Annotated in this window: 17 protein-coding genes, 2 tRNA genes and 1 pseudogene; 15 read left to right on the top strand and 5 right to left on the bottom strand. The window is 58.0% G+C overall.

Annotation, left to right across the window (positions count from 1 at the left end):
* Positions 1 to 105: 105 nt before the first annotated feature.
* The 10 genes from lgt (at position 106) to recD (ending at position 15,460) form a co-directional block, all read left to right on the top strand.
* Positions 106 to 978 carry a prolipoprotein diacylglyceryl transferase gene (lgt, locus tag K5I40_RS16310; RefSeq protein ID WP_039029899.1) on the top strand — a complete coding sequence of 291 codons (873 nt, stop codon included), beginning with the start codon at positions 106 to 108 and terminating at the stop codon, positions 976 to 978.
* A gap of 6 nt (positions 979 to 984) precedes the next feature.
* On the top strand, positions 985 to 1,779 hold the full coding sequence (thyA, locus tag K5I40_RS16305) for a thymidylate synthase (RefSeq protein WP_039029900.1): 795 nt from the start codon (positions 985 to 987) through the stop codon (positions 1,777 to 1,779).
* Positions 1,780 to 1,962: 183 nt separating this feature from the next.
* On the top strand, positions 1,963 to 2,427 hold the full coding sequence (locus K5I40_RS16300) for a prepilin peptidase-dependent protein (protein WP_223075425.1): 465 nt from the start codon (positions 1,963 to 1,965) through the stop codon (positions 2,425 to 2,427).
* A complete protein-coding gene (locus K5I40_RS16295; RefSeq protein WP_223075424.1) occupies positions 2,418 to 2,981 on the top strand; it encodes a prepilin peptidase-dependent protein in 564 nt (187 codons plus the stop codon). The genes K5I40_RS16300 and K5I40_RS16295 overlap by 10 nt, the downstream gene beginning before the upstream one ends.
* A complete protein-coding gene (locus K5I40_RS16290) occupies positions 2,978 to 3,382 on the top strand; it encodes a DUF2509 family protein (RefSeq protein ID WP_039029903.1) in 405 nt (134 codons plus the stop codon). Before K5I40_RS16295 ends, K5I40_RS16290 begins: the two co-directional genes overlap by 4 nt.
* The gene (locus tag K5I40_RS16285) at positions 3,367 to 3,690 is read left to right on the top strand and encodes a prepilin-type N-terminal cleavage/methylation domain-containing protein (protein WP_223075423.1); all 324 of its coding nucleotides are present in this window, start codon (positions 3,367 to 3,369) and stop codon (positions 3,688 to 3,690) included. Before K5I40_RS16290 ends, K5I40_RS16285 begins: the two co-directional genes overlap by 16 nt.
* A 12-nt stretch (positions 3,691 to 3,702) precedes the next feature.
* The gene (gene recC, locus K5I40_RS16280; RefSeq protein ID WP_223075422.1) at positions 3,703 to 7,077 is read left to right on the top strand and encodes an exodeoxyribonuclease V subunit gamma; all 3,375 of its coding nucleotides are present in this window, start codon (positions 3,703 to 3,705) and stop codon (positions 7,075 to 7,077) included.
* Between the two features lie 141 nt (positions 7,078 to 7,218).
* Positions 7,219 to 10,101: a pitrilysin gene (gene ptrA, locus K5I40_RS16275; RefSeq protein WP_223075421.1), complete on the top strand. Its 2,883-nt coding sequence runs from the start codon at positions 7,219 to 7,221 to the stop codon at positions 10,099 to 10,101.
* The gene (gene recB / locus K5I40_RS16270) at positions 10,098 to 13,643 is read left to right on the top strand and encodes an exodeoxyribonuclease V subunit beta (RefSeq protein ID WP_223075420.1); all 3,546 of its coding nucleotides are present in this window, start codon (positions 10,098 to 10,100) and stop codon (positions 13,641 to 13,643) included. Before ptrA ends, recB begins: the two co-directional genes overlap by 4 nt.
* On the top strand, positions 13,640 to 15,460 hold the full coding sequence (recD, locus tag K5I40_RS16265; protein WP_223075419.1) for an exodeoxyribonuclease V subunit alpha: 1,821 nt from the start codon (positions 13,640 to 13,642) through the stop codon (positions 15,458 to 15,460). Before recB ends, recD begins: the two co-directional genes overlap by 4 nt.
* 469 nt (positions 15,461 to 15,929) lie before the next feature.
* Here the strand turns inward: recD and argA are convergent, their stop codons facing one another.
* On the bottom strand, positions 15,930 to 17,261 hold the full coding sequence (gene argA, locus K5I40_RS16260) for an amino-acid N-acetyltransferase (protein WP_223075418.1): 1,332 nt from the start codon (positions 17,259 to 17,261) through the stop codon (positions 15,930 to 15,932).
* Between the two features lie 229 nt (positions 17,262 to 17,490).
* Between argA and amiC the strand changes: the two genes are divergently transcribed.
* The gene (gene amiC / locus K5I40_RS16255; protein ID WP_223075417.1) at positions 17,491 to 18,744 is read left to right on the top strand and encodes an N-acetylmuramoyl-L-alanine amidase AmiC; all 1,254 of its coding nucleotides are present in this window, start codon (positions 17,491 to 17,493) and stop codon (positions 18,742 to 18,744) included.
* 103 nt (positions 18,745 to 18,847) lie between these two features.
* Here the strand turns inward: amiC and K5I40_RS16250 are convergent.
* Both K5I40_RS16250 and K5I40_RS16245 read right to left on the bottom strand, forming a co-directional pair.
* A tRNA-Met gene (locus K5I40_RS16250) sits at positions 18,848 to 18,924 on the bottom strand.
* A 43-nt stretch (positions 18,925 to 18,967) separates the two neighbouring features.
* Positions 18,968 to 19,044, bottom strand: a tRNA-Met gene (locus tag K5I40_RS16245).
* Positions 19,045 to 19,250: 206 nt separating this feature from the next.
* On the opposite strand from K5I40_RS16245, the gene mltA reads away from it, so the two are divergent.
* Positions 19,251 to 20,348 carry a murein transglycosylase A gene (gene mltA / locus K5I40_RS16240; protein ID WP_039029911.1) on the top strand — a complete coding sequence of 366 codons (1,098 nt, stop codon included), beginning with the start codon at positions 19,251 to 19,253 and terminating at the stop codon, positions 20,346 to 20,348.
* 70 nt (positions 20,349 to 20,418) lie between these two features.
* On the top strand, positions 20,419 to 21,225 hold the full coding sequence (gene tcdA, locus K5I40_RS16235; protein WP_039029912.1) for a tRNA cyclic N6-threonylcarbamoyladenosine(37) synthase TcdA: 807 nt from the start codon (positions 20,419 to 20,421) through the stop codon (positions 21,223 to 21,225).
* On the opposite strand, the gene csdE is transcribed toward tcdA, so the two are convergent.
* Both csdE and csdA read right to left on the bottom strand, forming a co-directional pair.
* Entirely contained in the window at positions 21,216 to 21,656 is a 441-nt protein-coding gene (gene csdE, locus K5I40_RS16230; protein WP_223074745.1) for a cysteine desulfurase sulfur acceptor subunit CsdE, read from the bottom strand. The genes tcdA and csdE overlap by 10 nt on opposite strands.
* Entirely contained in the window at positions 21,656 to 22,861 is a 1,206-nt protein-coding gene (gene csdA / locus K5I40_RS16225) for a cysteine desulfurase CsdA (RefSeq protein ID WP_039029914.1), read from the bottom strand. The genes csdE and csdA overlap by 1 nt, the downstream gene beginning before the upstream one ends.
* 192 nt (positions 22,862 to 23,053) lie before the next feature.
* On the opposite strand from csdA, the gene K5I40_RS16220 reads away from it, so the two are divergent.
* Positions 23,054 to 23,281, top strand: a complete 228-nt coding sequence (locus K5I40_RS16220; RefSeq protein WP_039029916.1) for a YgdI/YgdR family lipoprotein — start codon at positions 23,054 to 23,056, stop codon at positions 23,279 to 23,281.
* Positions 23,282 to 23,629: 348 nt separating this feature from the next.
* Positions 23,630 to 24,543: pseudogene (gene gcvA, locus K5I40_RS16215) on the top strand (glycine cleavage system transcriptional regulator GcvA).
* Positions 24,544 to 24,572: the final 29 nt, after the last annotated feature.

Below are 24,572 nucleotides of genomic sequence, written 5' to 3'. Positions count from 1 at the left end.
GCTCGCTTGTGCTATGATTCGCAACTTTGGAGCGCAGGGTATTCCTCTGCGCGCTTCGCTACCGCTGTCCACTTTCAGCGGAATAACAACATCTTGTGGTGACAGATGAACAGTGGCTATCTGCATTTTCCGGAGTTTGATCCGGTCATTTTCTCAGTAGGACCCGTTGCGCTTCACTGGTACGGACTGATGTATCTTGTCGGTTTCGTCTTTGCCATGTGGCTGGCTGGCCGTCGCGCCAAACGTCCTGGCAGCGGCTGGACCAAAGACGAAGTGGAAAACCTGCTGTATGCCGGTTTCCTCGGCGTTTTCCTTGGCGGTCGTATCGGCTACGTGCTGTTTTACAACTTCCCGGTCTTCCTGAACGATCCGCTCTACCTGTTCCGCGTCTGGGACGGCGGGATGTCCTTCCACGGTGGCCTGATTGGCGTCATCCTGGTGATGATCATCTTCGCGAAACGCACCAAACGCAGCTTCTTCCAGGTTGCTGACTTTATTGCGCCGCTGATCCCGTTTGGTCTGGGAGCAGGTCGTCTCGGTAACTTCATCAACGGTGAGCTGTGGGGCCGCGTCGATCCGAGCGTATCCTTTACCATGCTGTTCCCGCAGTCTCGTGCCGAAGATCTGGCGCTGCTGCCGTCGCACCCGGAATGGCAGTCGATTTTCGATACCTACGGCGTCCTGCCGCGCCATATGTCGCAGCTGTATGAAATGGCGCTGGAAGGTGTCGTGCTGTTTATCATTCTGAACCTGTTTATCCGTAAACCGCGTCCGACGGGCTCTGTATCTGGCCTGTTCCTGATTGGGTATGGCGCGTTCCGCATCATCGTTGAATTCTTCCGCCAGCCGGATGCGCAGTTTACCGGTGCGTGGGTGCAGTACATCAGCATGGGGCAGATCCTCTCTGTACCGATGATCGTCGCGGGTATTGCAATGATGGTCTGGGCGTATCGTCGTCCACAGCAACAGGTCTCCTGAGGAATCATGAAACAGTATCTTGAACTGATGCAAAAAGTGCTCGATGAGGGCACACCAAAAAACGATCGTACCGGCACCGGTACCCTCTCCATTTTTGGGCACCAGATGCGCTTCAACCTGCAGGAAGGTTTTCCGCTGGTAACCACCAAGCGCTGCCACTTACGCTCAATCATTCATGAGTTGCTCTGGTTCCTGCAGGGCGATACCAACATCGCTTATCTGCGTGAGAACAACGTCTCCATCTGGGACGAATGGGCGGACGAAAACGGCGACCTGGGCCCGGTATACGGCAAGCAATGGCGCGCCTGGCCAACGCCGGATGGCCGCCATATCGACCAGATCACCACCGTGATGAACCAGCTGAAAAACGATCCAGACTCGCGCCGTATTATTGTGTCGGCCTGGAACGTGGGCGAACTGGATAAAATGGCCCTGGCCCCGTGCCACGCGTTTTTCCAGTTCTATGTGGCGGATGGCAAGCTCTCCTGCCAGCTCTATCAACGCTCCTGCGATGTCTTCCTCGGCCTGCCGTTCAACATCGCCAGCTACGCGTTACTGGTGCATATGATGGCTCAGCAGTGTGACCTCGAAGTGGGGGATTTTGTCTGGACCGGCGGGGATACCCACCTGTACAGCAACCATATGGAGCAGACCCATCTGCAACTGACCCGCGAGCCGCGTGCGTTGCCGAAGCTGGTTATCAAACGTAAACCGGACTCCATTTTCGACTATCGGTTTGAAGATTTCGAAATCGAAGGTTACGACCCGCATCCGGGGATCAAAGCCCCTGTAGCCATCTGATGCTGCAATCCTGACACAACCGGCGCCCTCTGCGCCGGTTTTTTTATGCCTGCTTTCGCGTTCTGCGAGCCTGTTTCCGCAAGAAATGCAACGCGCTGCAACCCCTAAAAAAGCGCGGAAAGCGCCTCGTAAATCGCCTAACTGCCTCTCGAATTGCTGATTTCCTCACGGCACACTGCCGCCATGAAAAAGGAAAAGGGATTCACCCTCATGGAAATGCTGATTGCCCTCTCGCTCATCATGACGCTGAGCGCCGCAGGGCTGTACGGCTGGCGGAGCTGGCAGCAGCAACAGCAGCTATGGCAGACGGCGCGCCAGGTGCGGGATTATCTGGTGGTGATACGCAATGATGCCTGGCGCAATAACCGTGACCATGTCGTCACCCTGAAACAGGATGGAAAACGGTGGTGCCTGTTAAAGACGGATATGGCTGAGTGCCGGGCAGACAGCGCCTTTGTGCTTATTCCGCAGTGGGGAAATATCAGCATCACCGAGTTAACGCCTACGCTGGGGTTTTATGGTTTACGGGATACCGCCTGGGCCGGACGAGTAAGACTGCAAAGCCAGGCCGGTGAGTGGCTGATCGTCATCTCCTCGTGGGGGCGTATCCGCATGTGCAACGGCAAGGGAGAGTTCGCGTGTCGCTGAAGCAGCAGGGATTTTCTTTGACGGAAGTGCTGATAGCCATGGCGATAAGCAGCGTGCTGTTGTTGAGCGCCGCGCGGTTTTTGCCCGCGCTACAGCAGTCTGTCGCTGCGCTGACGAAACAGCAGGAGCTTGAAGAGGAGCTCTGGCTACGCGTAAGCAGCATCGGTAAGCATCTGCAGCGCGCCGGATATTGTGCAGGCGAGTGCGTTGGTGAGGCGCTGAAAATTGGGCAGGGTGGCGAATGTGTCATTGTGCAGTGGGACGAAAACAGCAATGGCCGCTGGGAAACCGCTCCTTCTGCCGCGGCAGAACAGACCGGTTTTCGCCTGAACGGCGGCGCGCTGGAAACATTGCGGGGTGCCACGCACTGCGAAGGGAAGGGGTGGGAGAGGATGACCGATCCCGACAGGATCAGAGTGCTGCGTTTTCAGGTGCAATGTATGACACGGGCGGGCTTTGCGCCGGAGCTGAGTCTGACGCTGGCGGCTTCCGTTAAGGGGATGCGCGATGGCGGCGTTGAGGCGCACCACATCGTGACCGGATTTAATTTGTGAGCCGTGAGCGGGGAATGTCGTCGCTGGCGCTGGTGCTCCTGCTGTTAATTCTGGGCAGCCTGATGCTGGCCGGGCTTAATCAGCAGCTTGATTCACTGGCGCGTATCGTCAGTACAGAGCGCCAGGCGACAGAGCATCAGGCGATAGCTCAGTCCGCGCTGGAGTGGGGGAGAACGCTCGACTGGCAAACGCAGGGGGACTACGCATGCCAGCAGCATCCGCAACAGCCGTGGCGGGTCTGTTTGCGCCTGATAGAAACACGCGCGCTGCTTATCGCCAGCAGCGACAGCATCACGCTGTGGCGGCAGGGCGAGGTAACGGCAGACGGCGTACGTTTTTCGCCGCACGGCTGGAGCGATTTTTGTCCCATAAAGGAGAGGGCGTTATGTCAGCAACCGTAGCCAGACAGAAGGGGTTCAGCATGGTGGAAGTCCTGCTGGCGATGATGCTGATGGTCTTGGTCGTCACCGCGCTGGCGGGTTACCATCGTGTTTTAGCCAGTCGGTTTGTCACCCTTGAGCAGTATCGCCAGCTCTGGCGTCATGTTCACGCACAGTCACAGCTGAGCGCCGGGGATGTTCCCTCCGGCTGGCAGGTAAACAGGATGCAGACAACACAGGCTGGATGTGTCAGCATCTCGGTCAAACTTATTTCTCCTCTGGGTCGGCAGGGTCAAATGACGCGCCTGCACTGCCCGGTTAGCCAGTAGTTGGGAGCAGCGATGTTAAGGGTCTACCACTCAAACCGTCTTGATGTGCTGGAAGCACTGATGGAGTTTATTGTCGAACAGCAGCGGCTCGACGATCCCTTTGAACCGGAGATGATCCTGGTTCAGAGCACCGGTATGGCACAGTGGTTACAGATGTCCCTTTCGCAAAAGTTTGGTATCGCCGCCAACATTGATTTCCCGCTGCCGGCCAGCTTTATCTGGGATATGTTTGTCCGCGTGCTGCCGGAGATCCCAAAGCAGAGCGCATTCAACAAGCAGAGCATGAGCTGGAAGCTGATGTCGCTGCTACCTGAGATGTTGACCCATGACGAGTTCGTCATGCTGCGCCACTACCTGAACGACGATACCGATAAACGAAAACTGTTCCAGCTGGCGTCGAGGACGGCGGATCTGTACGACCAGTATCTGGTCTACCGGCCGGAGTGGTTAACGCGCTGGGAAGCGGGCGAACTTGTCGACGGCCTCGACCAGGCGCAAATCTGGCAGGCACCGTTGTGGAAAGCGCTGGTTGAGCATACTGAACAGCTGGGCCAGCCGCAGTGGCACCGTGCGAATCTCTATGATCGCTTTATCGCGACCCTGGAATCCGCCTCTGAGACGCCTGCCGGGTTGCCGTCCCGGGTCTTTATCTGCGGCATATCAGCCCTGCCGCCGATCTATCTGAAAGCGCTGAATGCGCTGGGCAGGCACATCGACATCCATATTCTGTTTACCAATCCCTGTCGCCATTACTGGGGGGATATTCAGGATGCCCGCTGGCTGGCCCGTATGGTGACCCGCCAGCGTCGCCGCCTGTTTGACGAGGGCACGGTGCCGCTCTTTAAAGACAGCGAGACGGCGTCTGAGCTCTTTGACGAACAGGGTATACAGAACTTACCGAACCCGCTGCTGGCCTCCTGGGGCAAGCTGGGGCGCGACTATATCTACATGCTCTCGGAGCTGACCGCCTCCGGCGAGGGGGATGTCGACGCCTTTGCGGATGTCAGTCCGGACAGCATTCTGCATAACGTCCAGCGGGACATCCTGGAGCTGGATAACCGCGCGGTTACAGGGATCACCGCCAAAGAGTTTTCCCGCAGCGACAGCAAACGCCTTCTCGATCCTGACGATCGCAGCGTGACCGTTCACCTGTGCCATAGCCCGCAGCGTGAGGTGGAAGTTCTGCACGATAAACTGCTGGCGATGCTGGAAGACGATCCTGACCTGACGCCGCGCGATATCGTGGTGATGGTGGCGGATATCGACAGCTACAGCCCCTATATTCAGGCCGTATTTGGTAGTGCCACGGGCGATCGCTATCTGCCGTTTGCGATTTCAGACCGTCGTGCTCGCCAGTCTCACCCGGCGCTGCAGGCGTTTGTCAGCCTGCTTTCCCTGCCGGATAGCCGCTTCGTTCCGGAAGATGTACTGGCTCTGCTGGATGTGCCGGTGCTGGCTGCCCGTTTTGATATTGATGAGGACGCGCTGCGCTACCTGCGCCAGTGGGTCAACGAATCGGGCGTGCGCTGGGGGATGGACGATGACAACGTGCAGGAGTTTGAGCTGCCTGTCACTGGTCAGCACACCTGGCAGTTTGGTCTTACGCGTATGCTGCTCGGCTACGCCATGGAGAGCAGTCAGGGAGAGTGGAATGCCGTTCTGCCTTATGACGAATCCAGCGGCTTAATCGCCGAACTGGTCGGGCACCTGGCTTCGCTCCTGATGCAGCTTAACCGCTGGCGTCGGGAGCTGATGAAGGCCCGTCCGCTTGACGAGTGGATGCCGGTGTGCCGGGAGATGCTCAATGATTTCTTCCTGCCGGACCAGGAAACCGAAGCGGCAATGGCGTTAATCGAGCAGCAGTGGCAGGCCATTATCGACGAGGGTATCTCCTCGCATTATGGCGAAGCGATACCCCTGTCGCTGTTGCGGGATGAACTCACCCAGCGTCTCGATCAGGAACGTATCAGCCAGCGTTTTCTCGCCGGGCCGGTGAATATCTGCACCCTGATGCCGATGCGTTCCATTCCGTTTAAGGTTGTCTGCCTGCTGGGCATGAACGACGGTATTTACCCGCGCGCGCTGGCGCCGCTGGGCTTTGATTTAATGAGTCAGAATGCGCAGCGCGGCGACCGCAGTCGTCGCGATGATAACCGCTATCTGTTCCTTGAGGCGCTGATCTCCGCGCAACAGCAGCTCTATATCAGCTATATCGGCCGCTCGATTCAGGATAATAGCGAGCGTTTCCCCTCCGTGCTGGTGCAGGAACTGGTGGACTACATCGGCCAAAGCCACTATCTGCCGGGCGATGAAGAGCTCAACTGTGACGAAAGCGAAAAGCGCGTAAAAGCGCATATCACCTGCTGCCACAGCCGTATGCCGTTTGATGCCGTTAACTACGAGGACAACGAGCAGCAGAGCTACGCCCGGGAATGGCTGCCCGCCGCGAAGAGAGAAGGGGTTGCCCATGGCGACTTTATCCAGACCCTGAAGCCGTTAGCGATCGATACCGTCCCCTTCGAGCAGCTTCAGCGCTTCTGGGCCCACCCGGTGCGGGCCTTTTTCCAGATGCGGTTGCAGGTGAACTTCCGCTCCGAGGAGAGCGAGATCCCGGATGCCGAGCCGTTTACGCTGGATGGCTTAAGCCGTTATCAGCTTAACCAGCAGCTGCTGAATGCGCTGGTGGAGCAGGAGGATGCGCAGAAGCTGTTCCGGCACTATCGCGCTGCGGGACAACTGCCGTATGGTGCCTTCGGTGAGATCGTCTGGGACGCCCAGTGTCAGGAGATGCAGGCGCTGGCAGGCCGGGTGATTGAGTGCCGTCAGCCTGGTACGAGCATGGAGATCGATCTCCACTGCAACGGTATCAATCTGACGGGTTGGCTGCAGCATGTGCAGCCTGACGGGCTGCTGCGCTGGCGGCCGTCGATGCTCAGCGTTTCACAAGGTTTGCAACTTTGGCTGGAACACCTTGTCTACTGTGCGAGCGGTGGCGAAGGTGAGAGCCGGTTGTTTGTACGTAAAGACGGCGAATGGCGCTTCCCGGCGCTTCCCGCTGAACAGGCAATGAACTATCTGTCGCAGCTGGTTGAGGGTTATCTGCAGGGGATGAATAAGCCTCTGCTGCTGCTGCCAGAAAGTGGGGGGGCGTGGATTAAAACCTGTTACGACGCCACAAATGATGCCATGTTAACGGATGACGCAACCCTGCAAAAAGCGCGCAGTAAATTTTTGCAGGCCTACGAAGGCAACATGATGGTCAGTGGCGAGGGTGACGACGTCTGGTATCAACGCTTATGGCGAACCCTTGAACCTGAGTACTTTGAGGCGATTACCGACGAGGCCCGACGCTATCTGTTGCCGCTGTATAAATTTAATCAGTCCTGACATTTGTATAAAAATTGCACAGGGATGGGCATTCATTTATGATGCGCATCTTGTCATGGACTGATGTACCAAAACAAAGAGATGCTGGCTTGTCCGGCACGAAGCTTGTTAATGATGATGTCCGTGATGAAGAGGTAGTGAATGCCAGGCAGCACCTTGTTGAAATCGTTGGTTTTGTTCGTCGCTCTTTGGGCCCCCCTCAGTCAGGCAAATACCGGTTGGCAACCCGTTCAGGAAACGATCCGCAAAAGTGATAAAGACACCCGTGACTATCAGGCGATCCGCCTCGATAACGGGATGGTCGTGCTGCTGGTTTCCGACCCTCAGGCCGTAAAGTCACTGTCGGCGCTGGTGGTGCCGGTGGGCTCGCTGGAAGATCCGGAATCCCATCCGGGACTGGCGCACTATCTTGAGCACATGACCCTGATGGGCTCAAAGAAGTATCCGCAGCCTGACAGCCTGGCCGAATTTTTAAAAATGCACGGTGGCAGCCATAACGCCAGCACCGCGCCCTACCGGACGGCTTTTTATCTGGAAGTCGAAAACGATGCGCTGGAAGGTGCGGTCGATCGTCTTGCGGACGCCATTGCCGCGCCGCTGCTGGATAAAAAATATGCCGATCGTGAGCGTAACGCCGTTAACTCGGAGCTGACGCTGGCGCGTACCCGGGACGGTATGCGTATGGCGCAGGTCAGCGCCGAAACCATCAACCCTGCGCACCCCGGCTCTCGCTTTTCCGGCGGTAACCTTGAGACGCTGAGCGATAAACCGGGTAGCCCGGTGCTCGACGCACTGCACGCATTCCGCGACAAATACTACTCCGCTAACCTGATGAAGGCCGTGGTGTACAGCAATAAGCCGCTGCCGGAACTGGCGCAGCTGGCGGCCCAGACCTATGGCCGCGTGCCGAATAAAAATATTACCCGTCCGGAAACTACCGTTCCGGTGGTCACCGACGCCCAGAAAGGGTTAATCATTCACTATGTTCCCGCGATGCCGCGTAAGGTGCTGCGCGTTGAGTTCCGTATTGATAACAATACGGCGCAGTTTCGCAGCAAAACCGACGAACTGGTTAACTATCTGATTGGCAACCGTAGCCCGGACACGCTCTCCGACTGGCTGCAAAAGCAGGGTCTGGTGGAAGGCATCCGCGCGGACTCCGATCCTGTCGTCAACGGCAACAGCGGTGTGCTGGCGATCTCCGCCACCTTAACCGATAAAGGGCTGGCCCATCGCGACGACGTTGTCGCCGCGATTTTCAGCTACCTCTCGCTGCTGCGTGATAAAGGCGTGGATAAACGCTACTTCGACGAACTGGCGCACGTGCTGGACCTCGACTTCCGTTATCCTTCCATCACCCGCGATATGGACTACGTCGAGTGGCTGGCGGACACCATGATCCGCGTGCCGGTTGAGCATACGCTGGATGCGGTCAACATCGCCGATAAATACGATGCTGATGCCGTTAAAGCCCGCCTGGCGATGATGACGCCGCAGAACGCCCGTATCTGGTATATCAGCCCGAACGAGCCGCATAACAAAACGGCCTACTTTGTGAATGCCGAGTACCAGGTGGACAAAATCAGCGAGCAAACTTTCGCTGACTGGCAGAAGAGAGCCGCTGGCATCGCCCTCAAGCTGCCGGAGGTGAACCCCTATATCCCGGATGATTTCACCCTGATCAAGCCCACAAAAGAGTATCCAAAACCGCAGCTGATTGTGGATGAACCTGACCTGCGCGTGGTCTATACCCCCAGCCGCTATTTCGCCAGCGAGCCGAAAGCTAACGTCAGCATGGTGCTACGTAACCCTGCGGCGATGGACACTGCTAAAAATCAGGTTATGTTCGCGCTCAATGACTATCTGGCGGGTATCGCGCTGGATCAGCTCAGCAACCAGGCCGCGGTAGGCGGGATCGGTTTCTCAACCAACGCCAACAATGGCCTGATGCTGAACGCTAACGGTTATACCCAGCGTCTGCCGCAGCTGTTCAAGGCGTTGCTGGAAGGCTATTTCAGCTACACCGCCACCGGGGAGCAGCTTGAGCAGGCGAAATCCTGGTATGCGCAGATGATGGACTCCGCCGAAAAAGGCAAAGCCTTCGATCAGGCCATCATGCCGGTGCAGATGCTCTCCCAGGTTCCCTATTTCCAGCGCGAAGAGCGCCGGGCGCTGCTGCCGTCCATCACCCTCGACGAGGTGATGGCCTATCGTGCCGCGCTGAAAACCAACGCCCGCCCGGAGTTCCTGGTCGTGGGCAACATGAGCGAAGATCAGGCGAAAACCCTGGCGCAGGACGTGCGTACACAGCTGGGTGCGAAGGGGACTGAATGGTGTCGTAACCAGGACGTGCTGGTCGAAAAACAGCAGAACGTGATATTCGACAAAGCAGGCAGCAGCACGGATTCCGCGCTGGCAGCGGTCTTTGTCCCGACCGGCTATGACGAATACGCCAGCTCGGCGTACAGCGCCATGCTCGGACAAATCGTGCAGCCCTGGTTCTACACCCAGTTACGTACCGAAGAGCAGCTGGGCTATGCCGTCTTTGCCTTCTCGATGAACGTTGGCCGCCAGTGGGGGATGGGCTTCCTGCTGCAAAGCAGTGATAAACAGCCGGATTATCTCTGGCAGCGTTTCCAGGCCTTCTTCCCGCAGGCGGAAGCGAAGCTGCGCGCTATGAAGCCAGAAGAGTTTGCCCAGATCCAGCAGGCTGTGATTACCCAGATGATGCAGCCGCCGCAGACGCTGGCTGAAGAAGCGTCAAAGATCAGCAAAGATTTTGATCGGGGTAATATGCGCTTCGATTCGCGTGATAAAGTAGTGGCCGAGATAAAACAGCTCACGCCACAGAAAGTGGCCGATTTCTTCCACCAGGCGGTGGTTGCCCCGCAGGGGATGGCTATCCTGTCACAGGTTTCCGGTAGCCAGAGTAAAAAAGCCGACGTCGCCCCGCCTGCAGGCTGGACGGTATGGAAGAGCGTGAGCGCATTGCAGCAATCTTTGCCCAGGAGTGAGAACGAATGACCGATACCGCTGAGTCCCTTAACCCCTTACGTTTACCGTTACAGGGGGAGCGACTGATAGAGGCCTCAGCGGGAACCGGAAAAACTTTCACCATCGCGGCACTCTATCTGCGACTGCTGCTCGGCCTGGGCGGCAGCGCAGCCTTCAGCCGCCCGCTCAGCGTGGAAGAGCTGCTGGTGGTGACCTTCACCGAAGCCGCGACGGAAGAGCTGCGCGGCCGTATCCGCTCCAATATTCATGAACTGCGCATCGCCTGCCTGAGACAAAGCACGGATAACCCGCTGTACGCCAGTCTGCTGGAAGAGATTAATGATAAACAGCAGGCGGCCCAGTGGCTGCTGCTGGCGGAACGGCAGATGGATGAGGCCGCGGTGTTCACTATCCACGGCTTCTGCCAGCGTATGCTCAGCCTGAACGCCTTTGAATCCGGCATGCTCTTTGAGCAACAGCTGATCGAAGATGAATCCCAGCTGCGCTACCAGGCATGCGCCGACTTCTGGCGTCGCCACTGTTACCCCCTGCCACGCGACATTGCCGAAGCGGTACACAGATTGTGGAAAGGCCCGGAGGAGCTGCTGCGGGCCATCGATCGCTATCTGCAGGGGGAAGCCCCGGTCATTAAATCTGCTCCGCCTGCAGACGAAACGCTGGCGTCCCGCCATGAGAAAATTGTCGGCTTAATTGCCACCATGAAACAGCAGTGGTCTGACAGCGTGGCGGAAATCGAGGCGGTGATTGAGCGATCCGGCATCGACCGTCGCAAGTTCAACCGCGGCAATCAGGCAAAGTATATCGAGCGCATCACCGCCTGGGCCCAGGAAGAGAAGCACAGCTATCAACTGCCCGACGCGCTGGAAAAATTCTCCCAGTCGTTCCTTGCTGAGCGCACGAAAGCGGGCGGCGAGGTGCCTGAACATCCGCTGTTTGTCGCCATCGACACTCTGCTGGCAGAGCCGCTGACCCTTAACGATCTGATGATCACCCGCGCGCTGGCAGAGATCCGCGAAACGGTAGCGCGCGAAAAACGCCGTCGCGGCGAACTCGGTTTTGACGATATGCTCAGCCGTCTCGATGAAGCCCTGAACAGCGACAATGGCGAGGCGCTGGCCGCCGCTATCCGGGGTCGTTTTCCGGTGGCGATGATCGACGAATTTCAGGATACCGATCCCCAGCAGTACCGCATTTTCCGCCGCATCTGGCGTCAGCAGCCTGATACCGCGCTGCTGCTGATTGGCGACCCGAAACAGGCGATCTACGCGTTCCGTGGGGCGGATATCTTCACCTATATGAAAGCGCGTGGCGAAGTGGCCGCGCACTACACGCTGGACACCAACTGGCGCTCGGCGCCCGGCATGGTCGACAGTGTGAATACGCTCTTCTCACAGATGAACGACGCCTTCATGTTCCGGGAAATCCCTTTTTTACCGGTCAAATCCGCCCCGAGGAACGCCACGCTGCGTTTCGAGTATAAGGGCGACTTCCAGCCAGCGATGAGCATCTGGCTGATGGAGGGCGAGGGGTGCGGCGTCGGGGATTACCAGACCTTTATGGCCCAGCACTGCGCGGCACAAATCCGCGACTGGCTTAGCGCAGGGGTGCGCGGCGAAGCGATCCTGCACCGGGGCGATGACGCCCAGCCGGTGAAGGCGTCGGACATTACGGTGCTGGTGCGCAGCCGCCAGGAGGCGGCGCTGATCCGCGATGCGCTGACCCTGCTGAGCATTCCTTCGGTCTATCTCTCAAACCGCGACAGCGTGTTTGAAACGCTGGAAGCCCAGGAGATGCTCTGGCTGCTGCAGGCGGTGCTGGCACCGGAGCGTGAAAGCACTCTGCGCAGCGCGCTGGCAAGCGCCATGCTCGGTCTTAACGCCCAGGATATCGATACGCTGAATAACAGTGAGGTCCTCTGGGATGAGGCGGTAGAGGAGTTTACCCGCTACCGTGAACGCTGGCAGAAGCGGGGCGTCATGGCGATGCTGCGCGACATCATGACCCAGCGCAACATCGCTGAGAATATGCTGGCAACCGCCGGAGGCGAACGCCGCCTGACCGATATTCTGCACATCAGTGAACTGCTTCAGGAGGCGGGCGCACAGCTTGAAAGCGAGTACGCCCTGGTGCGCTGGCTGGCGCAGCACATCGCTGAGCCAAACAGCAATGCTTCAAGCCAGCAAATGCGTCTCGAAAGTGACAAGCACCTGGTCAAAATCGTCACTATTCACAAATCGAAAGGGCTGGAATACCCCCTGGTCTGGCTGCCTTTTATTGCCAATTACCGGGTACAGGATCAGGCCTTTTACCACGATCGTAAAACCTTTGAAGCGGTGCTCGACCTCAGCAAGGCCGAGGACAGCGTGGAGCTGGCCGAGGCCGAGCGGCTGGCGGAAGATCTGCGTCTGCTGTATGTGGCGTTAACCCGTTCGGTGTGGCACTGCAGCTTAGGCGTGGCGCCGCTGTTCCGCCGTCGGGGTGAAAAATCTGGCGACAGCGATTTTCACCTGAGCGCGCTCGGGCGTCTGATCCAGCGCGGCGAGCCGAAAGACGCCGCCGGTCTGCGCCAGTGCCTGGAGGCGCTCTGCAACGACCACATCGCGCTGCAGCTTGCGGGTGTGGCAGACACCGCCCGCTGGCACATGCCGGAGCCGGTAACGCCGGATCTGCAGGCGCGGCAGGTGGCCCGCTCGCTGTTCGACGACTGGCGGGTTACCAGCTACTCCGGGTTACAGCAGAACGGGCACAGTATCGCCCAGGATCTGATGCCGCGCCTCGACGTTGATGCCTCGGGCACCGGCGATGTGCCGCAGCAGCCTGAGCTGACCCCGCACCAGTTCCCGCGCGGAGCCTCGCCGGGGACCTTTTTACACAGCCTGTTTGAAGCGCTAGATTTTACGCAGCCCGTCTCCCCGGAGTGGGTGCTGGAGATGCTGCAAAAAGGGGGCTATGACGCCCACTGGGAGCCGGTGTTGACCCGCTGGATCGCCCAGGTGCTGGAGACCCCGCTCAATGAGGAGGGCATCTCGCTGAGCAAGCTAACGGCCGCTGATAAACAGGTTGAGATGGAGTTTTATCTGCCCGTGGCCGGACCGCTCACCGCCGATGCGCTGGATGCACTGATCCGCGAGTACGATCCCCTGTCGCAGGGCTGCCCACCGCTCGATTTTCGCCAGGTGCGCGGCATGCTGAAAGGCTTTATCGACCTGGTGTTCCGCCACAATGGCCGCTACTACCTGCTGGACTATAAATCCAACTGGCTGGGGGAAAACAGCGAAGCGTACACCCCGCAGGCCATGGCCAGGGCGATGCAGTCCCATCGCTACGATCTGCAGTACCAGCTCTACACCCTGGCGCTGCACCGTTATTTACGTCACCGTATTGCCGACTATGACTATCAACAGCATTTCGGTGGGGTGATCTACCTGTTTTTACGTGGGGTGGATGGCAGCTCGCCGGGTGCCGGTTGCTTTGCCACCCGCCCGGATGAAGCGTTAATTGATCAAATGGATAGCCTGTTTTCAGCCAGTAACGAGGAGCTAACACAATGACGATGCAGGAACACTTGCTGGAGGCCGTAGAGCAGCGCGTGCTGCGTCGTCTGGATGTGCAGTTCGCGATGATGGTGGCCGGAAACGACGAGCCGGCGGTAATGCTGGCGGCGGCAGTTTTAAGCCGTGATACGGGAGAAGGGCACGTTTGCCTGCCGCTGTCGCGACTGCGGGCCGAGGCGAAAAGCGCCGCGTTACAGCCCTGCTTTGCCCTGTTTGACGAAGAGCCGGACTGGGAAGCCACGCTCCTGCGCTCCCGCGCGGTGAGTACCGGGGATGAACCGACGCCGCTGGTGCTGACCGGCGAGCGGCTCTATCTCAACCGGATGTGGCGCTACGAGCGGGCGGTGGCCAGATTCTTTAGCGAAGCCAACCAGCCTTTGCCTCATGACAGCGCCGATGTTCAGCGTACCCTGAACGCGCTGTTCACCTCTGATGAAGCCGTCAACTGGCAAAAGGTGGCCGCGGCGGTCGCGTTAACGCGGCGCATCTCTGTGATTTCCGGCGGGCCGGGTACGGGTAAAACCACCACCGTTGCCCGCCTGCTGGCGGCGCTGATCCAGATGGCGGGGGAGCAGAAATGCCGTATTCGCCTGGCGGCACCGACTGGTAAAGCCGCCGCGCGCCTGACCGAATCTCTGGGCGGTGCCCTGCAAAAACTCCCCCTGACCGACGCTCAGCGTACGCGATTCCCGACGGAAGCGAGCACGCTGCACCGTCTGCTCGGCGCGCAGCCGGGCAGCCAGCGCCTGCGCTACCATGCCGGAAATCCGCTGCATCTGGATGTGCTGGTGGTGGATGAAGCCTCGATGATCGACCTGACGATGATGTCCCGCCTGATCGACGCCCTGCCGCCTCATGCCCGGGTGATCTTCCTGGGCGATCGCGATCAGCTGGCCTCCGTCGAAGCGGGCGCGGTGCTGGGAGACATCTGTACCTGGGCCAGCGCCGGATTTACCGTCCAGCGCGCGCAGGAGCTTGCCAGCATGACGGGATGCGAGATGGAGGGTAACGTCAGCCCGGTGGCGGGTGCGCTGCGCGACAGCCTGTGCCTGCTGCAAAAAAGCTACCGTTTCGGCAGCGATTCAGGCATCGGACAGCTGGCGGCGGCGGTCAACCGCGGCGATCGTCACGCTATCCGCTCGGTATTTGACGGCAAATTCAGTGATATCGAGAAAAAACAGCTTCAGAGCGGGGAAGAGTATCTGGTGATGCTCGAAGATGCCCTGCAGGGCTATCAACACTTTCTGGACAGCGTGCAGCAGCAGGCCTCCGAAGCAGACATTCTGGCTGCATTTGGCGGCTTCCAGCTGCTGTGTGCCTTGCGGGATGGGCCCTTTGGCGTTGCCGGCCTTAACGAAAGGCTGGAGCAGGTGCTGGCACAAAAACGGCGGATTGGCCGCCAGCCGCATTCGCGCTGGTATGAGGGAAGGCCGGTGATGATCTCACGCAACGACAGCGCGCTGGGGCTGTTTAACGGCGATATTGGCATTGCGCTGGATCGCGGTCAGGGGCTGCGCGTCTGGTTCCAGATGCCCGATGGCAGCGTGAAATCGGTCCAGCCCAGCCGCCTGCCGGAACATGAAACCGCCTGGGCTATGACGGTGCATAAATCCCAGGGCTCTGAGTTCGATCATGCGGCGCTGATTTTACCTAACCAGATCTCCCCGGTCGTCACCCGCGAGCTGGTCTATACCGCCATTACCCGCGCCCGTCGGCGGCTGTCGCTGTATGCAGATGAAGGCGTGCTGACCCAGGCCGTCACCACCCGTACAGAGCGGCGCAGCGGCCTGAGTGCGATTTTTGAGACCCTGTGATTATTCCTTCTCCCAATGGGTTGAAGAATCCCCAGTAATTTTCGTATGTTTGATGCGATGAAATAATTTCAGGATAATAAATGACTTAAAGCGACTGCCTCGTTCGGCTGAAAATCGACGAAGCGTTGACCGCAGGCCGGGGCGAGGCGCAGGGACGCGCCGAGAGGGTATAGCCTGCATGGATGCAGGCTGGTACCCGACCCGAAAGCCTGCGGGAATAAGCTGAGTGCACCGCGAAGCGGCGATTTTCTTTGCCGGGAGCCGGGATTGCTAAGGGGGCGGCGGCGAGCCCACTTAGCACGTTCACGGGTGACGGAGCTGACAGAGAAGCACAAAAGATACAGTGAGCGGAACCACCACCACAGCCGCATGTTCCCCCTCACCCCAGCCCTCTCCCTGAATGGAGAGGGGGCAGACCGTGCCAATATTTATTGTGGTGATCCCTAAACCTGATGGGAGAGGGAAGAGCTTATCCCAGATCCGCCATCAGCACCTTAGAACGACGCTGATAGTTATACATCTCTTTCTTGGTTTCCGGCAGGGAATCAATGTCCACCGGGCTAAACCCCCGCTCCTGGAACCAGTGAATGCTGCGGGTGGTCAGCACGAACAGCTTGCTCAGCCCCATCTGGCGTGCCTGGAGAGCAATTCGTTCCAGCAACACTTCGCCGCGCGACGAGCTGCGGTAGTCAGGATGCACCGCCACGCAGGCCATCTCGCCGATCTTCTCTTCCGGGAAGGGATAGAGCGCCGCACAGGCGATGGTCAGGTTATCGCGCTGAATAATGGTGAACTTGTCGATCTCCATCTCCAGCTGCTCGCGGGAGCGACGCACCAGGATCCCCTGCTGCTCCAGCGGGCGGATAAGTTCCAGAATGCCGCCGATGTCGTTGATGGTGGCGCGACGAATTTGCTCCGCGCTCTCCATCACAATCTGCGTCCCGATGCCGTCGCGAGAGAACAGCTCCTGCAGCAGGGCACCATCTTCCTGATAGCTGATCAGGTGGCTGCGGCGCACGCCGCTGCGGCAGGCTTTGATTGCGCCGCGCAGAAAACGCACGGTGCCGGAGTAGTAATCGCCCTGCGCCTCAAGCGTGTCGACGCGCGCCTGGGCTTCGTTCGGGAACAGCTCGGAGACGATATTCCCCAGCTCGTTGGTCACCCCCTGAGAGGAGCAGAAGCCGATCATTTTCTCAGCCTTCAGCTTGATCGCCAGCTGGGTGGCAATCTCTTCGGAGGTGAGGTTAAAGCTTTCGCCGGTGACGGAGACGGCGACCGGGCCGGTCAGCACAATCGCACCGCCGTCGAGCTGGCGATGGATGGCCTCTTCATCAATACGACGAATACGTCCGCTATGGCAATAATCCACACCGTCATCCACGCCAAGCGGCTGGGCGATAATAAAATTACCGCTGACCACGTTAATGTGCGCCCCCTGCAGCGGGGTGTTATTGAGGCTCATCGACAGACGCGCGGTAATATCCAGCTGCAGCAGACCGGCTGCCTGCTTAACCAGCTCCAGCGTTTTGGCGTCGGTGACGCGGGTATGCTTATGGTAGATCGGCTCGTGATGGTGCGCGGCCAGATTCTGTTCGATCTGCGGGCGGGCGCCATAAACAACCACCAGGCGGATCCCCAGGCTGTGCAGCAGACCGATGTCATTGACTATACTGGAGAAGTTCTCATGCTCAATGGCTTCGCCACCCAGCATGACGACAAACGTCTTTCCCCGGTGGGCGTTGATATAGGGAACAGAATGACGGAATCCCTGGACCAGTTCGATTCTACGTTCCTTCACCACGGCACAACCCCTCAATGAATGTTTATTCGTAATTTTTGTATTTTTATTCGAATATGCCCTTGCGCGCAAGCCAAAATTTCCTGCGAAGCAAAGAAAAGATTCAGCGAAGTTATCGTTAACGCATGATTGTTTACCCTTTTATGGATGACAGGTTATGCATCATTCGCTAAAGTTTTCGGTCAATTTGGACGTTATGAAAAGTTATTCGATATCTTTGCTCGGGAGAAGCATGTCGGGATCCAGTAAAGCATTAAGTCGTCGCCGCCTGTTACAAGGGGCCGGAGCAATGTGGTTGCTTAGCGTCAGTCAGGTAGGACTTGCCGCCGTCAGTCAGGTCGTCGCGGTGCGTGTCTGGCCATCGTCGACCTATACACGCGTGACGGTCGAGTCGAACCGGGTGTTGAATTATAAGCAATTCGCTCTGAGCAACCCGGAACGGGTGGTGGTGGATATCGAAGGCGTAAATCTTAACTCGGTGCTGAAGGGGATGAGCGCCCAGATCCGCGGCGACGATCCTTTTATCAAGTCCGCGCGGGTCGGGCAGTTTGACCCGAAAACCGTGCGCATGGTGTTTGAACTTAAGCAGAACGTGAAACCGCAGCTGTTTGCCCTGGCACCGGTGGCGGGCTTTAAAGAGCGTCTGGTGATGGATCTCTATCCTGCTAACGCGACCGATATTCAGGATCCGTTGCTGGCCCTGCTGGAAGATTACAATAAAGGCGATCTCGAAAAACAGGTGCCGCCAGCGCAAAGCGGCCCGCAGCCGGGCAAAGCCGGGCGCGATCGCCCGATTGTGATCATGCTCGATCCGGGGCACGGCGGAGAGGACTCCGGCGCGGTAGGCAAATACCGGACGCGGGAAAAAGACGTGGTGCTGCAGATCGCCCGTCGCCTTAAGGCCCTGATCGACCGGGAAGGCAATATGCGCGCCTACATGACGCGTAACGAAGATGTCTTTATTCCACTGAAGGTGCGGGTCGCGAAGGCGCAAAAGCAGCGCGCGGATCTGTTCGTCTCCATTCATGCGGACGCCTTTACCAGCCGTCAGCCGAGCGGTTCATCGGTGTTTGCCCTCTCCACAAAAGGGGCGACCAGTACCGCCGCACGCTATCTTGCTGATACCCAGAACGCCTCCGACCTTATCGGTGGGGTGGGAAAGAGCGGGGATCGCTACGTCGACCACACCATGTTCGATATGGTGCAGTCGCTGACCATCACCGACAGCCTGAAGTTTGGCAAAGCGGTGCTGGGTAAGCTCGGCCATGTGAACAAGCTGCATAAGAACAGCGTTGAGCAGGCCGGTTTTGCGGTGTTAAAAGCACCGGATATCCCGTCGATTCTGGTGGAAACCGCATTTATCAGTAACGTGGAAGAGGAGCGCAAGCTCAAGACGGCAAAGTTCCAGCAGGAAGTGGCGGAGTCGATACTGTCAGGGATTAAGGCTTACTTCTCGGATGGGGCGACCCTGGCAAGACGCGGATAACCTCACCATAGCCCGGCGGCGCTGCGCTTGCGCGGGCCTACGGGTGGGCTGGCGACAAAAACAAAAAAACACCCGAAAGGGTGTTTATTGTTTTCAGAAGTGTTGGTTGCGGGGGCCGGATTTGAACCGACGACCTTCGGGTTATGAGCCCGACGAGCTACCAGGCTGCTCCACCCCGCGTCCGTCTTTCTGCTTTGCAGAAGATACTTCATCAAATTTTAATTGGTTGCGGGGGCCGGATTTGAACCGACGACCTTCGGGTTATGAGCCCGACGAGCTACCAGGCTGCTCCACCCCGCGTCCGTGGAAGCGCACTATACTCTGCTGACTTTTTGTTGCAACCCTTTTTCGTAAAAATCACCAAATTAGGCGTTGTGTTGCCCGCAATAACGACAGTTAGACTGTTTTTGCGCAAAATTTGCGTGAGGGAAGGTAATCGCATTTCAATACCCCTGCCGGTTTGTTATCTTCGTTGCGCAGAATCGGGCAACTTATAGATGGGATATATGAAAGGACATTGGGCGAAGTATCTGATGACGGGCGCGATGGTAGCTATTCTGGCTGCCTGTTCCTCCAAACCGACCGATCGCGGTCAGCAATATAAAGACGGGAAACTGACCCAGCCTTTCTCTTTAGTGAACCAGCCGGACGCCGTGGGCGCGCCTATTAATGGCGGAGACTTCGCGGAGCAGGTAAACCAGATCCGCACCGCGTCGCCGCGGCTGTATGGCTCGCAGAACGCCGTCTATAACGCCGTGCAGGACTGGTTACGTGCCGGGGGCGATACCCGCACCATGCGCCAGTACGGTATCGACGCCTGGCAGATGGAAGGCACCGACAACTACGGTAACGTCCAGTTTACCGGCTACTACACCCCGGTGGTGCAGGCGCGCCATACCGCACAGGGTGAGTTCAAGTATCCTATCTACCGCATGCCGCCAAAACGCGGCCGCCTGCCGTCCCGCGCCGAAATCTACTCGGGTGCGCTGAGCGACAACTATGTCCTCGCCTACAGCAACTCGCTGATGGATAATTTCATCATGGACGTGCAGGGCAGCGGCTATATCGACTTTGGTGACGGCAGCCCGCTTAACTTCTTCAGCTACTCCGGCAAAAACGGACATGCATATCGCAGTATCGGTAAGGTGCTGATCGATCGCGGGGAAGTGAAACGCGAAGATATGTCGATGCAGGCGATCCGCGAGTGGGGCGAGAAGCACAGCGAATATGAAGTGCGTGAACTGCTTGAGCAGAACCCGTCGTTTGTCTTCTTTAAACCGCAAAACTTTGCCCCGGTGAAAGGGGCCAGTGCGGTACCGCTGATTGGCCGTGCGTCGGTGGCTTCAGACAAGACGGTGATCCCGCCGGGCACCACGCTGCTGGCAGAAGTCCCGCTGCTGAATAATGAAGGCAAGTTCAGCGGCCAGTACGAGCTGCGTCTGATGGTGGCGCTGGACGTTGGCGGCGCGATTAAAGGCCAGCACTTCGATATTTATCAGGGCATTGGTGCCGATGCCGGCCACCGTGCAGGCTGGTATAACCATTACGGACGCGTATGGGTGCTGAAATCCGCAGCAGGCGCGGGCAACGTGTTTAGCGGCTGAGTGTGGTAATATTGACGCTATGTTTTCCGGGGTGAGGGGCAACTCTCACCCTTTTTACATCTGAGGTCTTATGTCTGTGGTAATGAGCGAAGCCTGGCGCCAGCGTTTTGGTGGCACCGCGCGTTTATATGGTGAAAAAGCCCTGCAGCTGTTTGCCGATGCACACATCTGCGTGGTCGGTATTGGCGGCGTGGGTTCATGGGCGGCGGAAGCGCTGGCACGAACCGGGATCGGCGCCATTACGCTAATCGACATGGATGATGTCTGCGTCACCAACACCAACCGGCAGATCCACGCCCTGCGCGACAGCGTCGGGCTGGCAAAGTCAGAGGTGATGGCGGAGCGCATTCGCCAGATCAACCCGGAATGTCGCGTCACCGTGATTGATGATTTCGTGACTGCCGATAACGTGGCGCAATACATGGGCGCCGGCTACAGCTACGTGATTGACGCCATCGACAGCGTACGCCCGAAAGCGGCCCTTATCGCCTGGTGTCGTCGCAATAAAGTGCCGCTGGTGACCACCGGCGGAGCGGGCGGGCAGATTGACCCGACGCAGATCCAGGTGACTGACCTGGCGAAAACCATTCAGGATCCGCTGGCGGCTAAGCTGCGCGAGCGCCTGAAAAGCGATTTTGGCGTGGTGAAAAACAGTAAGGGCAAGCTGGGCATCGACTGCGTCTTTTCAACGGAAGCGCTGGTCTACCCGCAGGCGGACGGTTCGGTGTGTGCCATGAAGAGTACCGCAGAAGGGCCAAAACGGATGGACTGTGCCTCCGGGTTTGGTGCGGCCACCATGGTGACCGCGAGCTTTGGTTTTATCGCCGTGTCTCATGCCCTGAAAAAGATGATGGCGAAGGCGGAACGTCAGGCCTGACGCGCCGCCTCCAGCACCGCTTCACTGAGCGCAGTCAGCCCCTGGCTGCGCGAGGCGCTGAGCTGGCCGCGAAGTCCCAGCGCATCAAACAGGCTCAGCGGATTTTCTCCCAGGATCTGCGCGGCGCTTTTCCCCTCGATGGCCGTCAGCAGCACGGCCAGCAAGCCGCGAACAATACGTCCTTCGCTGTCGCCATAAAAATGCAGCTTATCTCCAACGCGCGTGACCCCAAGCCAGACGCGGTTCTCACAGCCGGGGATCTCTTTCGCCTGGGCCTTAAGCTCATCGGACAGCGCAGGCAGCTGTTTGCCCAGCAGGATCAGTTGGCGATATTTATCTTCCCACTGGTTTAGCGGGGCGAAGGTCTGTTTTAACGTCTCTTCAGTGATGACGGTGCCGAACGGGTGTCCGGCCAGAGTTGGGCTTGTCATTAATCCACCAGTAAAGCAAGGGCGCGATCGACGGCGGCAACCAGCGCGTCGACATCGCTTTGGGTGTTATAGGGGGCAAACGAGGCGCGCAGCGTGCCGTTAACGCCCAGCGCCGCCAGCAGCGGCTGGGCGCAGTGCTGACCGGCGCGCAGGGCGATGCCGTACTCCGCCAGCAGCGTCACCATGTCGCTGTGATGAACGCCGGCAAAATCGAACGCCAGCAGGCTCGAATCCTGCACGCGGAACGAGCGGAAACCGGGGCGTTGTTTCAGCGCCTCTTCTGCCAGCGTCGCCAGCCCACGACTCCAGCTCTCCGCCTGCTGCAGGTCGATATCCGCCAGCCACTCCAGGGCCGCGCTCAGGCCAATGACCCCCGCGACGTTTGGCGTCCCGGCTTCAAGACGATAGGGCACTTCCTGCGTTTTGAAGCCGTCGAAGGTCACCTCGGTGATCATCTTGCCGCCGCCGAGCCACGGGGTCATCTCTTCCAGCAGCGCCGCTTTGCCATACAGCGCGCCGATTCCGGTCGGGCCGTACAGTTTGTGTCCGGAGAAAGCATAGAAGTCGATATCCAGCTGCTGAACATCCGCCGGGAAATGCACTACCCCCTGCGCGCCATCCACCACCACCACCATCCCGCTGGCATGGGCGAGGCTGATAGCGCGGGCGAGATCCGGGCAGCCGCCGGTTACGTTAGACATCTGCCCCAGCGCGAGGATGCGGCTGCGCGGGGTGATAAATTCAGGCAGGCGGGCGACATCTGCCAACAAATCAGCGCCCAGGGGCAGCTTCACCACCTTTGCGCCGGTCTGTTCGGCAACCATCAGCCAGGGCACGAGGTTAGCGTGGTGCTCCGCCTCGCTGACGATAATCTCATCCCCCGGCTGCAGGCGCGGGCGGGCGTAGCATTGCGCCACCATGTTGATGGCTTCGGTCGTCCCGCGCGTCCAGACAATGTTTTTACCGCTTTCGGCATTGAGCAGACGGGCAACCTGATCCCGCGCCGCTTCGTAGCGCGCGGTTAAGCGTTGCGCCTCGGCAAACTGGCTGCGATGCACGTTGCCCGCGCTCAGGCTGTAAAACTGGTGGGTGGCCTCGATCACCGCCTGAGGCTTGAGGGCGGTTGCGGCGCTATCGAGATAGACGCCAGCATCGGCCAGCGCCGGAAACTGCGCGCGAAAATGGGCAGGGCTGAATGCGTTCATGGAATTCCTCTTCGTGATGATCAGATCGTCGCGCAATTTCCCCGGCAGGGCAAGGAGGTTGATCTCTATCGGAATTGTCTGTTTATCCTGGCGCAACAGACGAAGCAGGTTATGCTGAAAGTGTGTCTGGAGAATGTTTTAGCCTGTTATAAAACACGCTTTGAATAGCATTTATTGCTAAAGGAGAAGAAAATGAAAAAGACTATCGCAATTGCCTCTGCCTGTATGCTTACTTTTGCCCTGAGCGCCTGTTCTGGTAATAACTACGTGATGCACACCAATGACGGCCGCTCCATCGTGTCAGAAGGTAAGCCGCAGACAGATAATGATACCGGTATGATCTCGTATAAGGATGCGAACGGGAACAAACAGCAGATCAACCGCAGTGATGTGAAAGAGATGGTTGAGCTGAACAAGTAAGGATACAGCAGACAAAAAAAAGCACCGCAATTGGGCGGTGCTACATTAATCACTATGGACAGACAGGGTAAATGTACAGGAAGTGAAAAGGTGGTAGTTTTCCTACCGTGGTCTGAATCGCAGACCAATTGCAAACACAACAACACAACATCACAACCGTAAGCCAAAAGCCCATCAGAACACGCATTCCAAAAAAAGCTTTTCGTTCCGGCTCAGGAAGTGCCGCCACTATAGGTATTTGCTGGTAGTTCCTCAACGGACAATTTATAATGGCTCAGATAAAAAAACTAATAGGTTAAACGTTGTTTCCTGTTTGTTAAAAGCCGTTAACATCTAAGCCAGATAACCATGTCCAAGCGATTACCACCACTTAATGCATTACGTGTATTTGATGCTGCCGCGCGCCATTTAAGCTTCACCCGCGCGGCCGATGAGCTTTTTGTGACTCAGGCCGCAGTAAGTCATCAAATCAAGTCCCTCGAGGATTTTCTGGGCCTCAAGCTGTTCCGCCGCCGCAACCGTTCCCTGCTTTTGACGGAAGAGGGGCAGAGCTATTTTCAGGATATTAAAGAGATATTTTCTCAGCTCACCGAGGCCACCCGTAAGCTACAGGCGCGGAGTGCGAAAGGGGCCCTGACGGTCAGTCTTTTACCCAGTTTTGCCATTCAGTGGCTGGTGCCGAGGCTCTCCAGCTTTAACTCAGCTTATCCGGGAATCGACGTTCGAATCCAGGCGTCGACCGTCAGGAAGACAAGCTGGCAGACGATGTCGACGTCGCGATTTTTTATGGCCGCGGTAACTGGCCAGGCCTGCGTGTCGAAAAATTGTACGCAGAATATTTGCTGCCGGTCTGCTCGCCACTACTCTTAACAGGCGAAAAAGCGTTAAAAGCGCCGGAGAATCTGGCGCAGCACACGCTTTTACACGATGCTTCTCGCCGCGACTGGCAAACTTATACCCGCCAGCTCGGTCTTAACCATATAAATGTGCAGCAGGGCCCCATCTTCAGCCACAGCGCGATGGTGTTACAGGCTGCCATCCACGGACAGGGCGTGGCGTTGGCCAACAACGTGATGGCGCAGTCCGAGATTGAGGCAGGCCGCCTGGTTTGCCCCTTTAATGATGTTTTGGTCAGCAAGAACGCATTTTATCTGGTTTGTCATGACAGTCAGGCAGAACTGGGTAAAATAGCCGCGTTTCGCCAGTGGATCCTGGCAAAGGCGGCCAACGAGCAAGAAAAATTCCGCTTCAGGTACGAGTAAATACTTTTGCGCGCAGGACGCGCATAACT

Source organism: Leclercia sp. LTM14 (assembly GCF_023736175.1).
In the GTDB taxonomy this organism is placed as follows: Bacteria; Pseudomonadota; Gammaproteobacteria; order Enterobacterales; family Enterobacteriaceae; genus Enterobacter; species Enterobacter barmai.
Note: the sequence above shows the minus strand (reverse complement) of the source record. Positions and strands in the feature narration are given on the sequence as shown.

Coding starts and splice junctions, on each gene's coding strand:
- recD (WP_223075419.1), top strand. CDS start 13,640: ATGACGATGCAGGAACACTTGCTGGAGGCCGTAGAGCAGCGCGTGCTG.
- ptrA (WP_223075421.1), top strand. CDS start 7,219: ATGCCAGGCAGCACCTTGTTGAAATCGTTGGTTTTGTTCGTCGCTCTT.
- K5I40_RS16220 (WP_039029916.1), top strand. CDS start 23,054: ATGAAAAAGACTATCGCAATTGCCTCTGCCTGTATGCTTACTTTTGCC.
- thyA (WP_039029900.1), top strand. CDS start 985: ATGAAACAGTATCTTGAACTGATGCAAAAAGTGCTCGATGAGGGCACA.
- K5I40_RS16285 (WP_223075423.1), top strand. CDS start 3,367: ATGTCAGCAACCGTAGCCAGACAGAAGGGGTTCAGCATGGTGGAAGTC.
- csdA (WP_039029914.1), bottom strand. CDS start 22,861: ATGAACGCATTCAGCCCTGCCCATTTTCGCGCGCAGTTTCCGGCGCTG.
- tcdA (WP_039029912.1), top strand. CDS start 20,419: ATGTCTGTGGTAATGAGCGAAGCCTGGCGCCAGCGTTTTGGTGGCACC.
- csdE (WP_223074745.1), bottom strand. CDS start 21,656: ATGACAAGCCCAACTCTGGCCGGACACCCGTTCGGCACCGTCATCACT.
- recB (WP_223075420.1), top strand. CDS start 10,098: ATGACCGATACCGCTGAGTCCCTTAACCCCTTACGTTTACCGTTACAG.
- recC (WP_223075422.1), top strand. CDS start 3,703: ATGTTAAGGGTCTACCACTCAAACCGTCTTGATGTGCTGGAAGCACTG.
- amiC (WP_223075417.1), top strand. CDS start 17,491: ATGTCGGGATCCAGTAAAGCATTAAGTCGTCGCCGCCTGTTACAAGGG.
- lgt (WP_039029899.1), top strand. CDS start 106: ATGAACAGTGGCTATCTGCATTTTCCGGAGTTTGATCCGGTCATTTTC.
- K5I40_RS16300 (WP_223075425.1), top strand. CDS start 1,963: ATGAAAAAGGAAAAGGGATTCACCCTCATGGAAATGCTGATTGCCCTC.
- mltA (WP_039029911.1), top strand. CDS start 19,251: ATGAAAGGACATTGGGCGAAGTATCTGATGACGGGCGCGATGGTAGCT.